Annotated in this window: 16 protein-coding genes and 1 tRNA gene; 4 read left to right on the top strand and 13 right to left on the bottom strand. The window is 69.5% G+C overall.

The features are described 5' to 3' along the window. The first annotated feature begins 41 nt into the window (after window positions 1–41). From EJ903_RS01550 to EJ903_RS01540, 3 genes are all read left to right on the top strand, one after another. Complete coding sequence (locus EJ903_RS01550; RefSeq protein ID WP_126611442.1) at window positions 42–836, top strand: sulfite exporter TauE/SafE family protein; 795 nt, start codon at window positions 42–44, stop codon at window positions 834–836. Between the two features lie 100 nt (window positions 837–936). Continuing rightward, window positions 937–2,343: a glycosyltransferase gene (locus tag EJ903_RS01545; RefSeq protein ID WP_126611440.1), complete on the top strand. Its 1,407-nt coding sequence runs from the start codon at window positions 937–939 to the stop codon at window positions 2,341–2,343. Window positions 2,344–2,490: 147 nt separating this feature from the next. Continuing rightward, the gene (locus tag EJ903_RS01540) at window positions 2,491–3,297 is read left to right on the top strand and encodes a DUF2189 domain-containing protein (RefSeq protein WP_126611438.1); all 807 of its coding nucleotides are present in this window, start codon (window positions 2,491–2,493) and stop codon (window positions 3,295–3,297) included. Window positions 3,298–3,385: 88 nt separating this feature from the next. Here the strand turns inward: EJ903_RS01540 and EJ903_RS01535 are convergent. The 7 genes from EJ903_RS01535 to cysE all read right to left on the bottom strand — a co-directional run bounded on the left by EJ903_RS01535 (window position 3,386) and on the right by cysE (window position 8,144). Next, a tRNA-Met gene (locus EJ903_RS01535) sits at window positions 3,386–3,460 on the bottom strand. Window positions 3,461–3,560: 100 nt separating this feature from the next. Continuing rightward, window positions 3,561–4,709: a tRNA 2-thiouridine(34) synthase MnmA gene (gene mnmA, locus EJ903_RS01530; protein WP_126611436.1), complete on the bottom strand. Its 1,149-nt coding sequence runs from the start codon at window positions 4,707–4,709 to the stop codon at window positions 3,561–3,563. Window positions 4,710–4,849: 140 nt separating this feature from the next. Next, entirely contained in the window at window positions 4,850–5,182 is a 333-nt protein-coding gene (locus EJ903_RS01525) for a ferredoxin family 2Fe-2S iron-sulfur cluster binding protein (RefSeq protein ID WP_126611434.1), read from the bottom strand. Between the two features lie 37 nt (window positions 5,183–5,219). Beyond that, window positions 5,220–5,627, bottom strand: coding sequence for a hypothetical protein (locus tag EJ903_RS01520; protein ID WP_126611432.1), 408 nt, complete (start codon window positions 5,625–5,627; stop codon window positions 5,220–5,222). 123 nt (window positions 5,628–5,750) lie between these two features. Then, window positions 5,751–6,872, bottom strand: a complete 1,122-nt coding sequence (locus EJ903_RS01515) for a cysteine desulfurase family protein (protein ID WP_126611430.1) — start codon at window positions 6,870–6,872, stop codon at window positions 5,751–5,753. 40 nt (window positions 6,873–6,912) lie between these two features. Further along, a complete protein-coding gene (locus tag EJ903_RS01510) occupies window positions 6,913–7,410 on the bottom strand; it encodes an Rrf2 family transcriptional regulator (RefSeq protein WP_126611428.1) in 498 nt (165 codons plus the stop codon). Then, window positions 7,407–8,144: a serine O-acetyltransferase gene (cysE, locus tag EJ903_RS01505; RefSeq protein WP_126611426.1), complete on the bottom strand. Its 738-nt coding sequence runs from the start codon at window positions 8,142–8,144 to the stop codon at window positions 7,407–7,409. The genes EJ903_RS01510 and cysE overlap by 4 nt, the downstream gene beginning before the upstream one ends. 299 nt (window positions 8,145–8,443) lie before the next feature. On the opposite strand from cysE, the gene EJ903_RS01500 reads away from it, so the two are divergent. After that, window positions 8,444–9,112, top strand: coding sequence for an alpha/beta hydrolase (locus EJ903_RS01500; protein WP_126611424.1), 669 nt, complete (start codon window positions 8,444–8,446; stop codon window positions 9,110–9,112). A gap of 87 nt (window positions 9,113–9,199) precedes the next feature. On the opposite strand, the gene EJ903_RS01495 is transcribed toward EJ903_RS01500, so the two are convergent. The 6 genes from EJ903_RS01495 to lpxK all read right to left on the bottom strand — a co-directional run bounded on the left by EJ903_RS01495 (window position 9,200) and on the right by lpxK (window position 13,526). Beyond that, complete coding sequence (locus EJ903_RS01495; protein ID WP_246015076.1) at window positions 9,200–9,616, bottom strand: DUF2155 domain-containing protein; 417 nt, start codon at window positions 9,614–9,616, stop codon at window positions 9,200–9,202. A 261-nt stretch (window positions 9,617–9,877) separates the two neighbouring features. Then, on the bottom strand, window positions 9,878–10,375 hold the full coding sequence (gene mlaD / locus EJ903_RS01490; protein ID WP_126611422.1) for an outer membrane lipid asymmetry maintenance protein MlaD: 498 nt from the start codon (window positions 10,373–10,375) through the stop codon (window positions 9,878–9,880). 29 nt (window positions 10,376–10,404) lie between these two features. Beyond that, window positions 10,405–10,797, bottom strand: coding sequence for an NADH:ubiquinone oxidoreductase subunit NDUFA12 (locus tag EJ903_RS01485; protein WP_126611420.1), 393 nt, complete (start codon window positions 10,795–10,797; stop codon window positions 10,405–10,407). 132 nt (window positions 10,798–10,929) lie between these two features. Next, the gene (locus tag EJ903_RS01480; RefSeq protein ID WP_126611418.1) at window positions 10,930–11,592 is read right to left on the bottom strand and encodes a LysE family translocator; all 663 of its coding nucleotides are present in this window, start codon (window positions 11,590–11,592) and stop codon (window positions 10,930–10,932) included. A gap of 31 nt (window positions 11,593–11,623) precedes the next feature. Further along, the gene (locus EJ903_RS01475) at window positions 11,624–12,520 is read right to left on the bottom strand and encodes a lysophospholipid acyltransferase family protein (RefSeq protein ID WP_126611416.1); all 897 of its coding nucleotides are present in this window, start codon (window positions 12,518–12,520) and stop codon (window positions 11,624–11,626) included. Next, complete coding sequence (gene lpxK, locus EJ903_RS01470; RefSeq protein ID WP_126611414.1) at window positions 12,504–13,526, bottom strand: tetraacyldisaccharide 4'-kinase; 1,023 nt, start codon at window positions 13,524–13,526, stop codon at window positions 12,504–12,506. Before lpxK ends, EJ903_RS01475 begins: the two co-directional genes overlap by 17 nt. Between the last annotated feature and the right edge of the window lie 4 nt (window positions 13,527–13,530).

The raw sequence follows: 13,530 nt of genomic DNA, 5'->3' as shown, positions 1-13,530 counted from the left end.
GTTAAAGTGACGCTCCCGCACACCGGGGGAAGGGGCGCGTCATGGTTGGGGCCTTGATCTTTGTCGCTGGCGGCGTGGCCGGTGGGCTGATGCTGGGCGCGTTGGGGGTGGGAACGGCCTTGATCGCCGTGCCGCTGCTGACCCTGGTGCTGCCCTGGCTGGGCGTGCCGACGGCGGATGCGCCCTTGACGGCGCTGGCCACCTCGATGGCGGTGGTGGCCTTGACCTCGGTGGCGTCGGTGCTGTCGCATCACCGCATGGGCAATGTGCTGTGGCCGGTGTTTCGCGTCACCGTTCCGGCCAGCCTGGCCGGGGTGGTGGTCGGTGGCGTGGTCGCCACCCAATTGCCCGCCAGCGCCCTGCGCCTGTTGGTGGCGCTGTTCCTGCTGCACACGGCGTGGCGGATGCTGACCGGCGGGGCGACGTCCGGCGCGGCGGCCCCGGCGGCGGCCTCCACCACCCGCTATCGGCTGGGCGGGGCGGCGATCGGGCTGGCGGGCAGCTTCATCGGCGCGGGTGGCGGCGTGCTGATGGTTCCCTTTCTCAGCGGGCGCGGGCATCCGATGGTCCGCGCGGTCGCCACCTCCACCGCCATCGGCCTGCCGGTGACGGTGGCAGGCGCACTGCTCTACACCGGGCTTGGCCTGCGCGACGGCGTCGATCTGCCGGGGCAGATCGGCTATCTGCACATCCCGGCCCTGCTGGAAATCGGCGTGGCGAGCGCCCTGTGCGCGCCGCTGGGCGCGCGGCTGTCGTCGCGCTTGCCGGGGGCGCTGCTGAAACGGCTGTTCGCCGGTCTGCTGATTCCGCTGGCGCTCAAGATCGCGCTGGGGTGATCGCCGCCACCGATGGGAGAGGGCGGGGCCTGTAAGGCTTGAAGCGGGGCGGGCGGGTCCGGCACAGTGCCAACGCCCTTGCCTTGCGGAGCCGCCCAGCGTGACGGATCAAGCCTCTCCCCAAACCCCCGGCCAACCGGGGTTGGTTGAACAGGACGTCATCGACGCCGCCATCGCCTGCCACCACGCGGGCCGGGCGTTGAGGGCGGTGACGCTGCTGCGTCGTCTGCTGGGCGTCAACCCGGCCAACCACAACGCGCTGCGCCTGTTGGGGGTGTTCCTGCGTCAGGCCGGGCAGGCTCCGGCCTCCATCCCGCTGTTGGAACGGGCCACCGCGCTGCACCCCTTCGTTCCGGTCTTCCACCAGGATTTGCAGAAAAGCTACGAGGCGGTGGGCCGCCCCGATCTGGCCAGCGCCAGCTATTGCCGCGCCCTGTTGGCCGAAATCCGCGCCGGTCTGGGGCCGGACGACGCGCCGCCGCACCCGTTGGGCTGGTCGCCGGAACGCGGCTGCCCGATCCCATTGCCGCCGCGCGGGCGGCGAACCGAGCCGGTCATCCTGTTCGTCAGCGAGCGTTGGTTCCTGCTCGATCCTCGGCGGGGCGAGTCCAATTGCATGATCTTCACCATCGACGGGCGGGAGGCCTGCACGCCCGGCGCGTCGGTCGGGGTCTTTGTCGATGATTTGGCGCGCGGCCATGGTCTGCCGATCGACCGGTTGATCGAACGGGCGGTGGCGGAGGTCGATCCCGATGTGGTGATGCTGTCGCCGCAGGTGAACGGGCTGTTGACCGCGCTCGACCCCAGCGCGGCGACGCTGGCCCGGCTGAAGCGGGCGCACGGCTTCGCGCTGGCGGTCACGCTCTATGACATGGCCGACGATTGGGGGCTGGCCCCGGTCTGGCCGCTGGAGGGGCTGGTCGATCTGGTGGTGTCGCTCGATCTGCCGCAACCGCTGGCCCAGGCGCGCTTGCCGGGCTGGCCGGTGTTGGGGGCGTGGTCGCCGGTCGATCCCACCCGTTTTTTCGACGATGGCGGCCCGCGCGATTGGGTGGTGAGCTTTGTCGGTCAGGTCCGCGCCGCCCGTGCGGCCTTCCTGGCCGAGGCGCAGGCCGCCGGTCTGTCCCTCCACATCGCCGGGGGGCAGCGCGGCGACGCGCCCCTGAGCTTGGAGGATTACGCCCACGCGCTGCGGCGGTCGCAAATGACGATCAACCTGCCGCTCAGCCAAACCGGCGGGGTTCCCCACGTCAAAGGCCGGGTGTTCGAGGCGTTGCTCTCCGGCACCCTGCTGCTGGAGCAGGACAACCCGGCGACCGCCCATTGGCTGCGACCGATGGAGCATTACGTTCCCTTCACCGACGCCGCCGACCTTGCGGCCAAGGCCCATTACTACCGCGACCACCCCGAGGAGGCCCGCGCCATCGCCCAGCGCGGGCGGGACCATGTGCGGGCCGCCCTGTCGCCAGCGGCGTTTTGGCGGGCGGTGCTGGCGCGGCTGGCCTGAGATCCGATGGGGCCAAGCGGAGCGCATTCATCCTGACTGTATATGACTTTGGTTACGGACAGTTTGAATCCTGAACTTTTTCTCTTCCCCGGCGTCGCGCTTTCCGCTCCTATAAACAGACCCTGCGGCCTGTGGACGAGACGCCCGATGACCGACCTGCGACCGACCGACGATTCCGCCTCCCCCCGTTACGGCGCGCTGCCCTACGAACATCGGGTGCGCACGGTCACACCGGCCCAGGTGGTCGGCTGGCTGTGGTTGGGCTGGGCCGATCTGCGGGCGGCGGGCTGGGTCAGCCTGACCTACGGCGCGATGTTCGTCGCCATCGGGCTGGGCCTGACCGTGGGGTTGACCGAAGCGGGCATGGCCTATCTGATCGCCCCGATGATCGGGGCCTTCCTTCTGGTGGCCCCGTTGCTGACGCTCGGCCTCTACCAGATGTCCAAGGATGTGGAGGAGGGGCGTCGGCCCAGCCTGTGGCGGGCGCTGACGGCGTGGCGGGCCAACCCCTATCACATTCTGACGGCGGGGCTGGTGCTGATGCTGTTCATGATGATCTGGATCCGGCTGAACGTCATCGCCTTCGCGCTGTTCTTCCCCTACGTGTCGATGAGCCTGTCGAGCCTGCTCGCCCAGACCCTGACGCTCGACGGGATGGCCTTCACCCTGTTCGTCACCGCGCTGGGCTTTGCCTTCGCCGCCGTTGCCTTCGTCACCAACGTCACCGCCCTGCCGATGATGCTGGACCGGCAGGAGGACGTGTTCGCGGCGGCGCTGGTGTCCTTTGTCGCCGTGGTGAAGAACCCGCGCGCCATGGCGCTGTGGGCCGGTTTGATCGTGCTGATCACCGGCATCGGCCTAGCCACGGCGATGCTGGGTCTGATCGTGGCCCTGCCGCTGATCGGCCACGCCAGTTGGCACGCCTACCGCGATCTGGTGAAGCCGGCCCCCTGAAAATCGGCACCGGAAACGCCTGAAAACAACAAACCCCGCTCAGAGCGCTCTGAGCGGGGTTTGCGCGTCGGTCGGTTGGACCGGATGATGGTAGCAGCGGAGGGATTTGAACCCCCGACCAAGGGATTATGATTCCCCTGCTCTACCACTGAGCTACGCTGCCATCGTGGCCACCATCCTGTCCGGTCGTTTCCGGCCGGGCCGCTTCTATAGAATAGGGGGCGGTTTTTTGTCAAGCGCCCGATTTCACTTTTTTGATTTTTTCACGCAGCGGTTCCGGCGATCCAGCCGCCGCCCAAAACACGGTCGCCCTGATAGACGACGCAGGCCTGGCCGGGGGCCACGCCGTGCTGCGGTTCCAGCAACTCCACCCGGGCGCTGTCGGGGCCGGTGCGGTGCCACAGGGCGGCGGCGGGCGGTTGGGCGGAGCGCAGCTTGACCGACACCGGCAGGCCCGCGCTCTCGTCCATGCCTTCGGCTCCGGCGCTGATGGGCCGGTCGGGGCCGAGCCAATTGACCTCGCGCACCATCACCACGGAGCGGGCCAGATCGCGGCGCGGGCCGACGACGACGCGGCGTTGCCCCGGCTCCAGACGGACGACGTAGAGCGCCTCGTCCTCGCCCTTGATGCCGCCGATGCCCAAGCCCTTGCGCTGGCCGACCGTGTAATGGACGACGCCCTGGTGCCGTCCCAGCACGCGGCCGTCGATGTGGACGATCTCGCCCGGCTCGACCGAGCCTGGGCGCAGCTTGGCGACGACGGCGGCGTAATCGCCATCGGGAACGAAGCAAATGTCCTGGCTGTCGGGCTTGCTCGCCACCTCCAGCCCGTGGCGTTCGGCCAGCGCGCGGGTTTCCGGCTTGGTCAGGCCGCCCAGCGGGAAGCGCAGGAACTCCAACTGCTCGCGCGTGGTGGCGAACAGGAAATAGCTCTGGTCCTTGGCCGGATCGACGGCGCGGTGCAGTTCGGCCCCCTGCGCGCCGACCAGACGGCGGACGTAATGGCCGGTCGCCAGCGCTTCGGCCCCCAGTTCCCGCGCGGTGTTCAGCAGGTCGCGGAACTTGACCCGCTGGTTGCAACGCACGCAGGGGATCGGGGTTTCGCCGCGCAGGTAGCTGTCGGCGAAATCATCCATCACGTCCTGCGAGAAGCGCCCCTCGTAATCCAGCACATAATGCGGGATGCCGATGCGGTCGGCGACCTGCCGGGCGTCGTAGATGTCCTGACCGGCGCAGCAGGCCCCGGCCTTCATCACCGCCAGACCGTGATCGTAGAGTTGCAGGGTGATGCCGACGACGTCGTAGCCCTCCTCCCGCAGCATGGCGGCGGTGACGGAGGAATCCACCCCGCCGGACATGGCGACCACCACGCGGGTGTCCTGGGGGCGTTTGGCAAGACCGAGGGAGTTCATGACGTTCACCGTCGAAACCGCGCCGCCCCCGGCGGTGGGAACGGGCGCGTTGTGGGATGGGGGCGGGGTGCCACCGGAACCGGTCAAAGCCAAATTTGACCGCCGGGCGGCGGCGTCAACCCGCCCTCTGTCCCGAAGCGTCAGCCCTTGGAGGCGTTGTTCGCGCCGCTGGGCAGGCGGACGACCAGGCCGTCCAGCTCTTCGGTCATGATGATCTGGCAGCCCAGACGCGAGGTCTTGGTCAGGCCGAAGGCGAGATCCAGCATGTCTTCCTCGTCCTCCGCCGCGTCGGGCAGAACGTCGAACCATTCCGGCTCGATGATGACGTGGCAGGTGGAGCAGGCGAGCGAGCCTTCGCAGGCCCCTTCCAGATCCAGGCTGTTCTTGTGGGCGATTTCCAGCACGGACAGGCCCAACGGGGCCTCGACCTCGCGGCGGGAACCGTCGGTTTCGATGAAGGTCATCTTCGGCATGGCTATCCTCGTTTCTTCTTGGATGGCGGGGGTGGGGTCAGGGGGTGGTCGGGGCGGGAGCGCCGGTGCTCTCGTCCAGCGCCTTCAGCGCGCGGGCGCGGCGGGCCGGGTCGGTCAGCGTCGCCAGCGCGTCGTCCAACGCCGCCAGTTGGGCGCGGGCGTTGGCGCGCTGGGCCTCGTCCCGGTTGGCGAAACGGTCACCGGTGAAGGCGCGGGCAAAGCCGCTGTATTGCCGGGCGACGCGCGCCGGGTCGAGATCGGCGCGGCGTTCCAACCCCAACCGGGTGAAGGGATCGAGCGGGGCGGGCGGCAGCACGGCCCCGCAGGCGTGGCAGAACATGGCGCGCGCGCCGACCACCGCCCCGCACTGGCCGCAAGGACCGGGGCCGCAAGGATCGGGGGCGTTGGGGCCGCCGCTGGACGGGCCGGATTCGGAACGGGTCATGCGTGCGGTCCACCAAAACGCCAAGACGACAGGCCACGCGACAGGCCATGCGTCGGTGCTCCAGCCGCGTCATACCCAGAACCGCCGCCGGGCGCAATGCGGGATTTCACGCCGCCCGGGATCTCATGCCGCCACGCTCCGGCGGGCCAGCGCGCTCCACGCCGCCAGGAAGCGGTCCACCGCCGCGTCGTCGCTGGTCCAACCCAGGCTGACGCGGATGGCGGACGAGGCGCTGGCCGCGTCCGCCCCCATCGCGGCGAGCACATGCGACGGCTTGACCTTGCCGCTGGAACAGGCCGACCCGGCGCTGACCGCCACCCCGGCCAGATCCAGCGCCATCACCTGCGTTTCCCCCGACAGGCCGGGCAGCACCAGACAGCTGGTGTTGGGCACGCGTGGGGCGTCGGCCCCCATCACCCGCGCCAACGGCGCGGCGGCCAGGGCCTCGCGCTCCAACCGGTCACGCAGGGGGGCGAGCGTGGCGGCGGCGGGCAACTCCGCGCGCGCCAACCGGGCGGCGGCCCCGAAGCCGACGATGCCCAGCAGGTTTTCGGTTCCCGCCCGTTTGCGCTTTTCCTGCCCACCGCCGCGCACCAGCGCGTCGGGTTCCAGCCCTTCGGCCAGGATCATCGCGCCGACCCCCGCCGGTCCGCCCAGCTTGTGCGCCGACAGGGTCAGCAGATCGACGCCCAGGGCGGGCAGCGACAGCGGCAACCGCCCCGCCGCCTGCACCGCATCGGCGTGGACCAGCGCGCCGCGCGCGCGGGCCAGCGCGGCGGCCTCGGCCACCGGCTGAAGCACGCCGGTCTCGTTGTTGGCGACCATCAGCGACAGCAGCGCCCGGTTCGGCTCGACCCGCTCCAGCGCTTCGGCCAGCGCGTCGAGCGCCAGCGCGCCGCTGGGCGTCACCGGCAGGCGGTCGGCGTCGGTCACGGCGGCCAGCACCGACTCATGCTCGATGGCGGAGGTCAGGACGCGGCGGCCGGGAAAGCCGCGCAGCGCCATGTTGTTGGCCTCCGTCCCGCTGCCGGTGAACAGCACCTGGGCCGGTTTGACCCCGACCAGGGCGGCGACGGCGGCGCGCGCGTCCTCCACCGCCCGGCGGGCGCGGCGGCCAAAGGCGTGGACCGACGACGGGTTGCCGACGAGATCCATCGCCTGGATCATCGCGTCCCGCACCGCCGGTTTCAGCGGGGTGGTGGCGTTGTGATCCAGATAGATCCGCTCGGGTCCAAGGGTGGTCATCGGGGCGTTCCCATCACGGATGGACCACGGTGCAGCGACGTCACTCGGCGGCGACGGCGGCGTCGCCGTCGGGCAGGACACCGTCGGGCAGGATCGCGCGGGGCAGCGACAGGCCGCTGGTTCCGATGATCCGCCGTTCCACCACATCGGCGATGGTGACGGAGCTGAGATACATGTGGATTTGGTTGCCCAACTCTTCCCACAGATCATGCGTGAGGCAGCGCGAGCGGTTGGTCCGGCAGCCCTGCGGCGTGCCGTTGGCGCAACGGGTGGTGCGGATCGGCTCGTCCACCGCCAGGATGATGTCGGACACGCGGGTTTCGTCGGCCGGATGAGCGAGCAGATAGCCGCCGCCGGGGCCGCGCACGCTCTTGACCAGGCCGCCCTTGCGCAGCTTGGCAAAGAGCTGTTCCAGATAGGACAGGGAGATTTCCTGCCGCTCGGCGATGTCGGCGAGCGCGACCGGGCTGCCCTGGCTGGTCGCGGCCAGATCGACCATGGCCATCACGGCGTAGCGTCCCTTGGTGCTCAATCTCATCGCGTGTCTCCTTGAACGTCCCCGGTTCCGCCGTTGCGGTGGGGTGGGGGGCTGGTGTGGGGGGATGCGGCGGCCTCCAACTCGGCCACACGGGCGTGCAGCGCCGTCATCTGGTCGAGCAGGCCGGACAGCGCGCGCGCCATCGGGTCGGGAAGGTCGCCGCAGGGGGTGCCATACGGCAGAAAGGCGGGTGTGTTGCCGGGCAGGGCGGTGGCGCTGGCGGAGGCCGTCACCGGCTTGGCCGGGATGCCGACGACCGACGCGCCGGGGGCGACATCGGCCACCACCACGGCGTTGGCCCCGACCCGCGCCCCAGCGCCGATGGTGATCGCCCCCAGGATTTTCGCCCCGGCGCCGACGATCACGCCGTTGCCCAGCGTGGGATGGCGTTTGCCATGGTTCAGCGAGGTGCCGCCCAGCGTCACGCCGTGATAGAGCGTGACGTCATCGCCGATCTCCGCCGTTTCGCCGATGACCACGCCCATGCCATGGTCGATGAAGACGCGGCGGCCGATGGTGGCCCCGGGGTGGATTTCGATGCCGGTCAACGCACGGGCCAGGTGGGAAATCAGCCGGGCGGGCAGATGCAGCCCGGCGTCGCGCGCGCGGCGGGCCAGACGGTGCAGCACCAGGGCGTGCAGGCCGGGGTAGCACAACGCCACCTCCAACCGGGAGCGCGCGGCGGGGTCGCGGGCCAGGATCCCGTCGATCTCTTCGCGAAGATGCTTGAACACGCCATCACCCGCCGTGGTATAGTCCGCCCTCTTGCTGAAAGAGCGATCTTTCGCAGGAGTCCAGCCGCTTGGCCCCCAGGGACGGACGCCGCACAGCGGCCCAACCACGGAGGCGGGGCGCGCGGGTTGCCCCGGAGGACCATTCGACGCATATAGGATGACCAACCACAGCGGTCAAGTATTGTGTGCCGAAAAACCCCACTCCGTGACGGGAAACCCCGTTAACGCGCCGTTGGGGCCGGTTTCCGGCCCTGCGGCTGTTTCGACAACCCTTCGTTCGCGTCAGGATCGTCGCTCCCATGCCTGAAGTGCTCATCAACGGTCCCGCCGGTCGCCTGGAAGGCCGTTACACCCATGGCAAGCAGCCGAACGCCCCGATCGCGCTGCTGTTGCACCCCCTTCCGCAGCACAATGGGACGATGAACAACAAGGTGGTCTTCACCCTGTTCCAGTCCTTCATCAAGCGCGGCTATTCGGCCCTGCGCTTCAACTTTCGCGGGGTCGGGCGCAGCCAGGGCACCTACGACAAGGGCGAGGGGGAGTTGGCCGACGCCGCCGCCGCGCTGGATTGGTTGCAGACGCACAACCCCAACGCCCCGGTCTGCTGGGTCGGCGGGGTGTCGTTCGGCGCGTGGATCGGCATGCAATTGCTGATGCGGCGGCCGGAGATTGACGGGTTCGTCTCGGTCTCCCCCCCGGCGAACATGTTCGATTTTTCCTTTTTGGCCCCGTGCCCGTCCTCCGGTCTCATCATCCACGGCGACCGGGACGAACTGGTCCCGGCGGCGGCGGTGACGAAACTGGTGACGAAGCTGTCGCACCAGAAGGACATCCGCATCGACCACCGGGTCGTTCCGGGTGCGAGCCATTTCTTCGCCAACCGCACCGACGATCTGGCCGCGCAGGTCGATGACTATCTGGCGACCTCCGTGGGCACCAACCCGACGATTGCGGCCCCGGTCGAGTGACGGGCGGCCCGCTTTCATAACGGTGCCGAAACGACAAAAGCCGCCGCTGGGATCAGCGGCGGCTTTTTGCTGCGTGCGGATGCCGGGTCAGGACGCGGTGCAGGACAGGACCCAGACGTCGTAAATGGCGTTTTCCATCGCCGACAGGCCGGGGCTGGAGGCGAACATCCAACCGCTGAAGGCGGCCTCGGCCTGTTCGCCGGGCTTGATTTCGGTGATTTCCAGGAAGGCGGCGGCCTCCGGCGGCTCGATCGGCGGGTTTTCCCGGCAGGCGCGCAGGGTGATGCGCAGGCTGCCCATCGCCTTGGTCTCCCCCACCGCGATGGTGAAGGTGGAGGTCCGGGCCGTCACCTTGTCCAGCCATTGCAGCTTCGCACCGGGGCGGGACAGCATCTGTTCCGGCTTGGCGGCGGCGTTGGCGGTCGGCGGGGCGGACAGCAGGGTGGCCCCAACCAAAGCCGCAACGGCGGCCAACCGGGGCAGGAGCGTCGAAAACGTCGTCACGTCGGATCGCTTTCGTGGTGTGATCGGATCGGTCCCGCCTTCTATCCCGGAAGCGCGCCGCCGTCCATGGGGTGCGGAACGGGGCAGGGCTGCACGCGGGTTTGTTGAGCGGAGTGAATTTGTTTTGAAATCATATCAAACATGATTTTCCACGTATTGTTCCGATTCCGAAATCAAATCGGATCGGATCCATCCTGCACAGCGCGGGCATGAAAAAGGGGCCTTGCGGCCCCTGTCTTCACAGCGATGCGGATGGCGCGCTCACAGCTTGGGCGGTTGCGCCCCGGCGTTGCTGTTGGCGTCGCCGGACTTGCCCATGCTTTGCAGCGAGAAGATGACCTGACCCAGAAGCTGTTCCAGGCCCGGCGTGCTCTGGGTGAACTCGATCCGCCCGTTCGGCTTGATCATGTCCGGATCGCCGCCGGGTTCGAGCGACAGGAACTTGCCGCCCAGCAGGCTTTCCGACGCGATCACCGCCGCCGTGTCCTTCGGCAGCTTGACCGTGTTGTCGATGGCCAGGCGAACGACCGCCTGAAAGCTCTTGGGATCCAACGTCAGGCCGACGACGTTGCCGACCTTCACGCCGCTGATCCGCACGTCGGAGCCGTTTTGCAAGCCGGTGATGCTGGAGAAATTGGCCGTCACCTCATAGCCCTGCACCTTGCGCAGATCCGCGCTCTTGTAGGCAAAGGCCAGGAAGACGCCGGCGGCGACGAGGACGACGCCACCCAGCACGGTTTCGATCACGTTCCGACGCATGGGATGATCCTGCTGCGGAGTCCGGCCAATCAGGCCGGAGTCCAAGGCTCGTAATCGCCGGTCGCGGCGACGCGCTGACCGCCGGCCAAAGCGTGGCCGGGCGGACGGTACGCCTGGGTCGAACCGGACAGGTTGGGCAGATGCTCCTTCTGCCACGGCTTGTGGAAGCCGCTGGAGCCTTCGGGCAGAGGATCCTTGACCGTGTGGTGGAGCCAGCCGTGCCATTCCGGCGGAATCTTCGTTGCGTCCGGCTCACCGGCGTAGATCACCCAACGGCGCTCGCGCGCGCCCGCCGGGGTGGTCTTGCTGCGGTAATAGACGTTGCCGAAACGGTCGCTGCCGACCTTGGCGCCCCGGCGCCACGTCACGAATTGGATGTGGATGTTCGCCAGTCTGGTGAACAGGGAGATAGGCTCGGTCATCGTCGCTCGCGGATTCGGGGAAGCTGTTCCGCCCCCAAGCGGGGACGGCCGGTCGAATGCGGGCCGCACTATGACACCGCGACGCCGCCACGTCCACACCGCCGTCGGGGCCAAGGGCGCAAGCGCTTGAGGTCAGGCGAACTTTCGTTCGGTCAACAGCAGGCGGACGGCAAATCCAAGGAACAGAACCCCGGCCAGCCCGTCCAACGCCGTCTTCATCCGTTGGCTGGCCAACACCCGGCGGGCCGTTCCGGCGCTCAACGCCGCGACTCCGATCAGGTAACAGCAGCCCAGAACGGTGATGACGTTGCCCAGCAGGAAGATCTGCACGGCGACATGGCCCAGTTCCGGCGCGACGAACTGGGGAACGAAGGCCAGTTGGAACAGGATGATCTTGGGATTCAGCATGTTGGTCAACAGCGCCTGGGTGAACACGGCCGAAAGCCGGACCGAGTCGGCGCGCGCCACCCCGGCGCTCTCCCCGGCGTCAGCGTTCCGGCTGGTCAGCGCGCTCCACAGCGACCGTCCGCCGATCCAGGCGAGGTAGCCGCCCCCGGCGTAGCGCAGCAGGTCGAACAGAGCGGGCGACGCGGCGATCAGCGCCGACACGCCGATGGCGGCCAACAGTGCGTGGATCACGTTGCCCAGCGAAATGCCCAGCGTGGCGACCACCCCGGCCCGGCGGCCATCGGCGACGCTGCGGGTCAGCACCAGCAGAAAATCCGGCCCCGGTGCCAGCACCAGCACGGCGACCGCGACCAGATAGAGTTGGAACAGATGGGGGTCGAGCGGCATGGCGGGGGTGTCCGGTGTGAAAAGGAGGAGGTCAGTCCGGCCAGCGGCGGTGCAGCCACAGCCATTGCGCCGGACGGTCGCGCACCCAATCCTCCAGCATCCGGTTCAGCCGTTCCATGACAATCCGCGCGTCGGCGTTGCGGTCGCCGCTGGACGGGTGTTCCAACGGAGGCAGCACGGTGACGCGGAAGCGTGCGCCATCCAGCCGTTCGGTCAGGGCCAAGGACAGCGGCACGCCGAAGCGGATGGCCAACTGCGCGGCGGCAGGGGCGGTCATCGCGTTGCGACCGAAAAACGGGACCGGAATGCCGTCGTTCATTTTCTGGTCGAACAGGATGCCGACGTGCCGACCCGCCGCCAGTTCGCGCAGCAGCATTCGCGCGCCGTCGGCCCCCTTCGGGATCTGGATGTCGCTGGCGGCCCCGCGCAGCTCCACCAGCAGCTTGCCGACCGCCGGGTTGTTGGGCGCGCGGTAGACCACCGCCAGCTTCAACCCGCGCAGGCGGGAGACGACGGATTGCACCTCCCAATTCGCCAGATGGCCGGCCACCATGATCCCGGCGCGGCCATCGTCGCGCATGGAGTCCACATGCTCGCCACCGACGATCTCCACCCGCTCGCGCCCGATCTCCTCCAAATGGGGGTATTCGGCGATGGTCCGGCCCAGATTGTCCCACATGCCGCGCAGAATCGCGTCGATCTCCGCCGCCGTTTTGCCGGGAAAGGCGCGGGTCAGGTTCCGGCGGGCGGTGCGGGTGCCGGGCAGCCACGGCCCCACCGCCCGCCCGATCCATCCGCCCAGCGCCGACGCGCGGTCGAGCGGCAGGGCGCGGAACAGCCGGTGGACACCGTGAACGAACAGGGCCTCCAGCGGGTGGGCGACACGGCGGGTCAGCCATGTGACGAGCGGGCTACGCGGCTTCGCCATGCGAGCCTCCCTTCAACGATGGATGATCGAGCAGTCGATCCAGCACGGCCCGGTCCAGCGCCGCCGGATCGTCCCAGGCGATGGCGACCGGCAGCACGGCGACGCGGGCGCGCCGATCGGCGGGCAGGCGCACCGCGTCCTTGGCGGTGGTGATGGGCAGGGCGTCCAACGCGGCGGCGCGGTCGAGCAGCGCCGCGACCTCCGCCGCCCGGTAGGGGTGATGATCGGCGAAGGCGACGCGCCCGACCAGATCGGCCCCTTGCTCCTCCAGCGTCGCGAAGAACTTCTCCGGGCGACCGATCCCGGCAAAGGCGAGAACGCGGCGTCCGGTCAGCGCCAATCCCGTCGCATCCGGGACCAGCCGCGCGCCCAGCACCGGCAGGCCGGGGGTCAGAGAGGCGGTCAACGCGGCGACCCCGGCCCGGTCCGGTCCGATGATGACCAGCGCGTCGGCGCGGGCCACGCCATCGCGCACCCGCTCGCGCAGCGGCCCGGCGGGAACGAGCCGCCCGTTGCCGAAGCCAACCGCACCATCGACGACGATCAGCGACGCGTCCTTGTGCAGGCCGGGATTCTGGAAACCGTCGTCCATCACGATGGCCCCGGCCCCCGCCGCCACGGCGGCCCGCGCCCCGGCGGCGCGGTCGCGCGCCACCCAGCAGGGGGATGCGGCGGCGAGCAACAGCGCCTCGTCCCCGACATCGGCGGCGCTGTGTTGGGTGGGATCGACGCGCAGCGGCCCGGTTTCCCGCCCGCCATGGCCACGGGTGAGCGCGTGCGCCGCCACGCCGCGCGCGCGCAGCGCGGCGAGCAGCGCCAACCCGACCGGCGTCTTGCCAGCGCCCCCCGCCACCAGATTGCCGACGCACAGGACGGGGACCGTCACCCGCTGCGGCGTGGCCGTTGCCCAGCGCCGCCGCCCGGCCACGCCATAGAGCGCGCCCAGCGGCGACAGCAGCGCGGCGGCCAGACCCGGGGGGCGGTACCAGAAAGCCGGGGTGCGCACCCTC

It is taken from the genome of Azospirillum griseum, assembly GCF_003966125.1.
Lineage (GTDB): Bacteria > Pseudomonadota > Alphaproteobacteria > Azospirillales > Azospirillaceae > Azospirillum > Azospirillum griseum.
Note: the sequence above shows the minus strand (reverse complement) of the source record. Positions and strands in the feature narration are given on the sequence as shown.

Excerpts from the sequence above, each read along its gene's own strand:
- EJ903_RS01550 (WP_126611442.1), top strand. The coding sequence starts at position 42 with ATGGTTGGGGCCTTGATCTTTGTCGCTGGCGGCGTGGCCGGTGGGCTG.
- EJ903_RS01540 (WP_126611438.1), top strand. The coding sequence starts at position 2,491 with ATGACCGACCTGCGACCGACCGACGATTCCGCCTCCCCCCGTTACGGC.
- mnmA (WP_126611436.1), bottom strand. The coding sequence starts at position 4,709 with ATGAACTCCCTCGGTCTTGCCAAACGCCCCCAGGACACCCGCGTGGTG.
- EJ903_RS01525 (WP_126611434.1), bottom strand. The coding sequence starts at position 5,182 with ATGCCGAAGATGACCTTCATCGAAACCGACGGTTCCCGCCGCGAGGTC.
- EJ903_RS01520 (WP_126611432.1), bottom strand. The coding sequence starts at position 5,627 with ATGACCCGTTCCGAATCCGGCCCGTCCAGCGGCGGCCCCAACGCCCCC.
- EJ903_RS01515 (WP_126611430.1), bottom strand. The coding sequence starts at position 6,872 with ATGACCACCCTTGGACCCGAGCGGATCTATCTGGATCACAACGCCACC.
- EJ903_RS01510 (WP_126611428.1), bottom strand. The coding sequence starts at position 7,410 with ATGAGATTGAGCACCAAGGGACGCTACGCCGTGATGGCCATGGTCGAT.
- EJ903_RS01500 (WP_126611424.1), top strand. The coding sequence starts at position 8,444 with ATGCCTGAAGTGCTCATCAACGGTCCCGCCGGTCGCCTGGAAGGCCGT.
- mlaD (WP_126611422.1), bottom strand. The coding sequence starts at position 10,375 with ATGCGTCGGAACGTGATCGAAACCGTGCTGGGTGGCGTCGTCCTCGTC.
- EJ903_RS01485 (WP_126611420.1), bottom strand. The coding sequence starts at position 10,797 with ATGACCGAGCCTATCTCCCTGTTCACCAGACTGGCGAACATCCACATC.
- EJ903_RS01480 (WP_126611418.1), bottom strand. The coding sequence starts at position 11,592 with ATGCCGCTCGACCCCCATCTGTTCCAACTCTATCTGGTCGCGGTCGCC.
- EJ903_RS01475 (WP_126611416.1), bottom strand. The coding sequence starts at position 12,520 with ATGGCGAAGCCGCGTAGCCCGCTCGTCACATGGCTGACCCGCCGTGTC.